This window comes from Nonomuraea sp. NPDC059194, from assembly GCF_042754765.1.
In the GTDB taxonomy this organism is placed as follows: domain Bacteria; phylum Actinomycetota; class Actinomycetes; order Streptosporangiales; family Streptosporangiaceae; genus Nonomuraea.
Window position 1 is genome coordinate 73,842 of record NZ_JBHZBH010000039.1, and the last position, 6,966, is coordinate 80,807.

Annotated in this window: 5 protein-coding genes and 1 pseudogene; 5 read left to right on the forward strand and 1 reads right to left on the reverse strand. The window is 71.3% G+C overall.

What is annotated here, in order from left to right; genetic code table 11:
- Nucleotides 1–36: 36 nt before the first annotated feature.
- Nucleotides 37–2,121 carry a glycosyltransferase gene (locus tag ACFXJ8_RS35055; protein WP_379648403.1) on the forward strand — a complete coding sequence of 695 codons (2,085 nt, stop codon included), beginning with the start codon at nt 37–39 and terminating at the stop codon, nt 2,119–2,121.
- 263 nt (nt 2,122–2,384) lie between these two features.
- On the opposite strand, the pseudogene ACFXJ8_RS35060 reads toward ACFXJ8_RS35055, so the two are convergent.
- Nucleotides 2,385–2,531 (reverse strand): annotated as a pseudogene (locus tag ACFXJ8_RS35060) (glycosyl hydrolase family 26); the annotation flags it as partial.
- Between ACFXJ8_RS35060 and ACFXJ8_RS35065 the strand changes: the two are divergent.
- The 4 genes from ACFXJ8_RS35065 to ACFXJ8_RS35080 form a co-directional block, all read left to right on the forward strand.
- Nucleotides 2,518–2,655 (forward strand): hypothetical protein, encoded by a 138-nt coding sequence (locus ACFXJ8_RS35065; protein ID WP_379648405.1) that lies wholly within the window; start codon nt 2,518–2,520, stop codon nt 2,653–2,655. The pseudogene ACFXJ8_RS35060 and the gene ACFXJ8_RS35065 overlap by 14 nt on opposite strands.
- A gap of 504 nt (nt 2,656–3,159) precedes the next feature.
- Nucleotides 3,160–4,344: an ATP-grasp domain-containing protein gene (locus ACFXJ8_RS35070; protein WP_379648407.1), complete on the forward strand. Its 1,185-nt coding sequence runs from the start codon at nt 3,160–3,162 to the stop codon at nt 4,342–4,344.
- A gap of 63 nt (nt 4,345–4,407) precedes the next feature.
- Nucleotides 4,408–5,568: an NAD(P)-binding domain-containing protein gene (locus ACFXJ8_RS35075; protein ID WP_379648413.1), complete on the forward strand. Its 1,161-nt coding sequence runs from the start codon at nt 4,408–4,410 to the stop codon at nt 5,566–5,568.
- A 45-nt stretch (nt 5,569–5,613) separates the two neighbouring features.
- On the forward strand, nt 5,614–6,966 hold a 1,353-nt coding region (locus ACFXJ8_RS35080), incomplete at its 3' end, for a GEVED domain-containing protein (RefSeq protein WP_379648409.1).

The window sequence follows — 6,966 nt, forward strand, 5'->3', positions numbered from 1 at the left end:
GTTCTGCATGGCCCTGGGCGGCCGCGGGTGCTGCATGTGACGCAGCCCGTCGACGGCGGGGTGGGCGCCTACGTGGCCGCCGTGGTGGCGGATCAGGTACGGCGCGGCTGGCAGGTCGCGGTCGCGTGCCCGGGAGCGGGACCGCTGCGCGAACGGCTGGCCGAGCTGGACGTCCTCTGGCTCGACTGGCCCGTGAAGCGGTCGCCAGGCCCCCGCGACCTGGGGGCGATCAGGCGGCTCGGACGGCACCTCGCCGCGTTCGAGCCGGACGCGGTGCACCTGCACTCGGCGAAGGCGGGGCTGGTCGGCAGGGCCGTGATCCGCGGCCGGATTCCCACGCTGTACCAGCCGCACGGCTGGTCGTGGCTGGCCGCCCGCGGCCTGGTCACCAGGGCGGCGCTGGCGTGGGAGCGCCGCGCCGCGCGCTGGGCGGACCTGCTCGTGTGCGTGGGCGAGGGCGAGTCGGACCTGGCCCGGAGCAACGGCGTGCGCGGGAACCTGGTCGTCGTGCGCAACGGCGTGGACCTGCGCCGGTTCCGCCCCGCCGGCAAGGAGGAGCGGGCGACCTCCCGGGAACACCACGGTGTCCTCTGGTCGGCGCCGCTGGCCGTGTGCGTCGGCAGGGTCACCCGGCAGAAGGGACAGGACCTGCTGCTGTCGGCCTGGGAGCTGGTCGTGGAGCGCTGCCCTCAGGCCAGGCTCGTCATCGTGGGCGACGGCGACCTGCTGGACGAGCTGCGCGCGCTGGACACCCCCGGTGTTCACTTCACCGGCGCGGTGCCCGACGCCCGCCCCTGGTACGTCGCCGCCGACGTGGTGGTCCTCCCCTCGCGTTGGGAGGGGCTGCCGTTGACCGCCCTGGAGGCCATGGCCACCGGGCGGTCGCTGGTCGTCTACGACGTGGCCGGGCTTTCCGAGGTGGTCGGCCAGGACACGGGCGTCGCCGTACCGGCTGGGGATGTCGGGGCGCTGGCCGACGCGCTGTCGTGCAGGCTCGCGCAGCCCGCGCTCGCGGCGGCCGAGGGGCGGGCCGCCGCGGCCTGGTCAGCGACGTTCGACAGCGCGGTCGCCTTCGGCGAGTTGGCCGAGCACACGTTGCGGCTGGTGGGCATGAACGCCAGGGCGACCGCTGACAGCGGGGTGGTCGTCGGCGGCGGGTTGAGCGCCATCGGCGGCGTGGGCCCCGACCACGAGCTGGCCGCCATCTTGGGCCTCCACCATGGGATGGCCGCCGTCGGCGAGGTGGCCGCTGCGGGCGGGATGGCCGCCAGCGGTGGTGTGGGCCCGGACTCCGGGGCGGCCGCCGTCGCCGAGGTGGCCGCCGTCGCCGAGGTGAGCGCCGTCGGTGCGGTGGGCTCGGACTCCGGGGTGGCTGCCGTCGGTGGGACGGGCGGTGGCGCGGGCACCGGCCTCGGGACGGCGCTGGCAGGCGTCACCGCGGGGGGCGCGACGGCGGCCTGTGCCTCCAGGAACGGCGCGATCGGCGTCGGCGTGAAGGGCGTCGGTGTGAACAGCGGGAGTGGCAACGGCTCGGGCGGCGCAGGCGCCGGTGCCAGAGCCGTGGGGCTGGACGGCGGGGGCGTGAACCGCACCGGCGTGTCCTGCTCCGGCGAGGTGAACGCGGCAGGCGTCGGCGCAGCCGTCGTGACCGGGGGAAGGGCGAGCGGGCGCGGCATCCCCGGCACGGCCGAGATCGGCGCCGCAGGACCCGGATCCACCAGCGGGCTCGGCCCCGCCGACAACGGCACCGCGCTGCCGGGATCCGTCGTGAGCGGGCTCGGCTCGGCCGACAGCGGCGCCGCACTGCCGGGATCCGTCGCGAGCGGGTTCGGGGTCTCCGGCTCGGCCGAGATCGGCGCCGCGGTACCGGCGGCCGTCGCGAGCGGGCTCGGCGTGAGCGACTCCGACGGCACCGGGGTCAACGCCGATGGCACGGGGCTGGGCGTCGACGGGATCGGCGTGGCGGGCTCAGCAGGCGTCGGCGTGGCGGACTCGGCCAGCGTGGGCGTGGCGGACTCGGCAGGCGTGGGTGTGGCGGGCGCGGTCGGTCGCAGCAGCCTGCGGAACACCGCCGACGAGCGCGGGTTCGACGAGCACTGCCAGACGCCGTGCGGACAGTAGTCGGAGATCGAGTGATACACCACATCGTGCTTGGCGATCCAGTCGAGCATCCGCCGTACGTACTCGGGCCGGTCGCCGTGATGGAAGAGCCCCCACTCGGGGAACGAGATCGGCTTGTCGTGCTCGTCGGCGAAGTCGGCATGCGCCTGCAGGCCGTACGGCTGCTCGATGTAGTCGGAGAACTCCCTGCCCGGGCCGAGGTCGTAGCTGTCCATGCCGATGATGTCGACCACGTCGTCGCCCGGGTAGCACCTCGTCCACCCGATGGCGTCGTGCCCGCGCGTGGGCGCGAAGTCGAAACGGAACCGCTGCCCCGGCGTCGCGCGCATCGCCGTGACGATGCGCCGCCAGTAGGCCTTCCACGCGTCCGGGTCGGGCTTGCACCGGTGGGAGTAGGTGCTGCCGTTCATCTCCCAGCCGAGCACGATGATGGTGTCGGCCGCGCCCGCGGCCACCAGCTTGTGCCCCAGCCGCTCGAAGAACGGGTCGAACGCGCCGTTCGCGCCCGCGCGGAGCAGGACGGACACCTCGTAGTCGGGCAGGTCGCCCTCGTTCGGGGAGATCATCGGCACGTTCAACGCCAGGACCCGGTTCGGCTTGGCCGCACGCCATCTGGTCCACGGTTCGAGGATGAATCCGGGCCCTTGCAGCGCACCCCAGACTTCCCCCGGCAGGTAGGTACGGCCGACCGTCACCTCGGCGCCCAGCCACGATTCGAAGTGGGGCAACCGATCGGTGCCCCGTTTGTCGGAGGCGAGGAAGACGCCGAGCGCGGCGGGCTTGCGTTCGGTCTCCTCACGCAACGCGCCGTTGACCCGTGCGCCCGTGGTGAACCACGCCACGACCGCCGATCCGGCGGCTATCGCAAAAAGACAGCGAATGTATCCCTTTTTGGTGGTCATCGCGTACGTCCCCATATGTCGTCTCAGGTTCCAACCTATATACCCAGGTCGACGAAATAACTCATATGCAAGCCCGGCGAGTTGCCGGGAAAATGCCCGAGATGAGGCATTTGACTTTTGGAGTGGAACGCAGAAGATGCTCGATTCGACCGTCCCCGCACTGATACTGCGGCTGGACGACAATATTTTTCATCATGGGACACTCGGCGCCATTCGTTCCCTCGGCAGGGCAGGCGTGGAGGTGCACGGGCTCATCGAGGGAAGTCACGCGCCCGTTTCCCGGTCGAAGTACCTGAGCCGCATGTACACCTGGTCGCCTGGCAAGGCGGTCGTCGAGACCCTGACCGAGGTGGCCGCGCGGATCGGGCGCAGGGCCGTACTCGTCGCCATGGACGACGCGGGCGCGATCGCGGTCGCCGAGCACGCGGCCGAGCTGCGGCCCCACTTCCTGCTGCCCGAGCAGCAGCCAGGACTGCCCCGCACGCTCGCCGACAAGGCCAGGCTCGCCGCCCTGTGCGCCTCCCTCGGCGTCGCGCACCCCGAGACGCGCATCGTGACCTGCGGGGACGACATCAAGGCCGCCGTCGCCGACCTCGGCCTCCCGCTGGTGGCCAAGTGGGCCCAGCCGTGGCTGCTCCCCCGCCACGCCGGCCTGCGCAACACCAGCCTGATCCACGAGCCGGGACAGGCCCTCGACCTGCTCGGGCACGACTGCGACAGTGACCTGCTGCTGCAGCGCTTCGTGCCCGGCGGGGCCGCGTCCGACTGGTTCTTCCACGGCTACTACGACCAGGACTCCACCTGCCTGTTCAGCGGCACGGGGCGCAAGGAGCGCGCCTACCCGCCCGGCGCCGGCCTCACCACGTACGGCAGAGCGCTGCCCAACCCGGCGATCGAGGACGTGGCCAACACGATGGCCGCCGCGCTCGGCTACCGGGGCGTCCTGGACATCGACTTTCGCCACGACGCGGCCGAGGACGTGTACTACCTGGTCGACTTCAACCCCCGTCTCGGCGCGCAGTTCCGGCTGTTCGGCGACATCCGGGGCCTCGATCTCGTCCGCGCCATGCACCTGCACCTGTCGGGAAAACGGCCGGCCGCGAGCCGTTCCGTCCACGGGCGCACATTCCTGGTGGAGAACTACGACATATATCCCGCATTTCGCGCAGGCCGGGAACGCACCTGCGCCGGATGGCTGCGCGCCATACGTGACGCCGACGAGCTCGCCTGGCTTTCGAGAGACGATTTCTGGCCCTTCGTGACAATGGCTAGACAGTCGATAAAGCGTGGCTTTACTCGCCTGGCGAGGGGTCGGAAATAGGCTTTTGGGTGCCTACGAACAGGAGGGGAAGTTTTGCAGACGCCGGTGATTGACGTGGCAATTGTGGGCGCGGGTCCCTACGGGCTTTCGGTTGCCGCTCACGCGCTCGAAGCCGGACTCGACGCACGTGTTTTCGGGCGGCCCATGCAGTCGTGGGAATGGCATATGCCGCGCGGAATGCTCCTGAAGTCCGAGCCGGACGCGTCGCATCTCGGCGACCCCGACCGGCGCTACGGACTGGACGCCTTCCGCCGCTATTCCTACGGCGAGCCCGTCCCCGTGGAGACGTTCGTCGCCTACGGCAAGTGGTTCCGCGCGCAGACGGTCAAGGACGCGCTCGACGAGTCGACGGTGACCAGTGTCGGCACCGAGGGCGGGCTGTTCACCGTCTCGCTCTCGTCCGGGGCCTGCGTGCTGGCCAGAACCGTCGTGCTGGCGCTGGGCTTCCTGCCCTTCGCGCACCGGCCCGACGCGCTGGCCGAGCTGCCGTCCGAGGTGTCCTCGCACAGCTCCGACCACCACGACCTGTCGGCCTTCGCCGGCAAGCACGTGGCCGTCGTCGGCGCTGGCCAGTCGGCGCTCGAGACCGCGACATTGCTCGTGGAGGCGGGCGCCAAGCCCCGCATCGTCGCCAGGACCAGGGAGCTGGCCTGGAACGACACACCCAACGACCGCCGCTCGGTCATCTCCCGCGCGCTGGCGCCCCGCTCGGGCCTCGGCTCGGGGTGGCCGTCCTACGTGTGGTCCGAGCTGCCTGGCTCCGTCAGGTACCTGCCGAAGGCGGCCCGCCGCCGTATCGTGCGCACCACGCTGGGGCCCGCGGGCTCGTGGTGGCTCAAGGAGCGCTTCGACGGCGCCGTGCCCGTGACGCTGGGCGTGCGACTGGAGGGGGCCGACCACCGCGGTGCCGTACGGCTGCATCTGACGAACGGCAGAGGCAACGTGCAGACGCTCGAGACCGAGCACGTCATCGCCGCGACCGGCTACCAGGTGGACGTCGGGAAGATCGACATCCTCGACCAGAACCTGCGGCGCGGCATCCGCTCGGCGGGCCCGACCCCGCGGCTGTCGAGGACGTTCGAGACCCCGATGCCGGGGCTCTACGTGGTCGGACTCGCGGCGGCCGCCACCTTCGGCCCCGCCATGCGGTTCGTCCACGGCTGCGACTTCGCCGCCCGGCGGGTCACCCGCGGCCTGGTGAACCAGGTGCGCAAGTCCGCTTGATCTTTCCAATGACCTGGTGAGAAGAACAGGGGAGCGAAATTGGTTGTGCGTGTAGTCCTCGCCGGTGTGACCGCGGCATTCGTCGGGGCGGCGGGAATCGTTCCCCTCGCCCACGCGGGCGCGTGGCCGGCGGCGTTCACGAACTCGGCGATCGAGGCCGCGGGCGACACACCGTCCGGCATCAAGGTCACCATCACCAAGACGATGCTCAACGGGGCGCGGGTGGGCTCCGCCGAGGTGTCGCCCTCCGATCCGGGGGCTCCGCCCGACGAGTACCTCAGCCCCGTCAACGCCAAGGCCGACGCGGGCATCGTCGACCGCTACGAGGAATTCCGGGTCAACGTCAACGGCTGGAGTGACGTCGCCGAGCTGACGTTCACCTTCTCCAGGCCGGTGCGCGACCCCCGCCTGCACGTGTTCGGCACCGGCGGCATGGACGACGGCGCCTTCGGCAGGCGCGACGACTACTGGGCCGGAGTGGAGCTGGTCAGAGGGACGCCCACCATGCCCACCTTCTCCAGGGTGGCGGGATTCCCCGGCTACGAGGTCACCGACACCTCGATCACGCCCGAGCGGATCTACCGGTCCGACGCCACCACCTGTGGCGTCGTCTACACCTGTGGCACCGTACAGGTGAACGGCACCGTCACCTCCTTCACGATCAAGCTCCGCGCCCGCAACCTGCGCACGCTGGGCTACGCGGGCAGGCAGCACCTGTGGGGCGCCTTCAAGGTGTCGCTGTACGAGGACGACTCCGACGCGCCCACCTCGTACGGCGCCGCCTCCCACGCCATCACCGACGTCTTCATCGGCGAGGACGCGACGCCCGACCACGTCGACACGCTGAGCTTCGACCCGCGCAGGGTGCGGGCGGATGCCGACGACGCGTTCCCGAAGGAGGAGATCGAGGAGCTCCAGCTCGAGGACGACGCCTCCACGTACTCGCTCGACGTGCCCGTTGTGGCGGGCTCGGAGGCCGAGCTGGCGGGATGGATCGACTTCGACCGCGACGGCAGGTTCGGCACGGACGAGCGGGCGTCCACGGAGATCGAGCCCGGCGCCGAGCGCGGGACTCTGATGTGGATCGTTCCCGGCACGACCAAGGGGGGAGACACGTGGCTGCGGCTGCGTGCCGCCGCCTCGTCCTCCGGGGTGAAGGAGGCGGCGGGCTGGGCCGACAGCGGTGAGGTCGAGGACTACCGGTTCAGGCTCGGGGAGCGTACGGCGATCACGCCGCAGTCCGAGACGCCCCTGGTCGAACCGGTGACGATCGAGACGCCGACGGTCGCACCGCCCAAGGTCAGCCCACCCAGGGTCAGCCCGCCGAAGGCCAAGCCGGCCAAGGCCGAGCAGTCCAGGGCCGAGCAGTCCAGGGCCGAGCAGTCCAAGGCTGAGCGG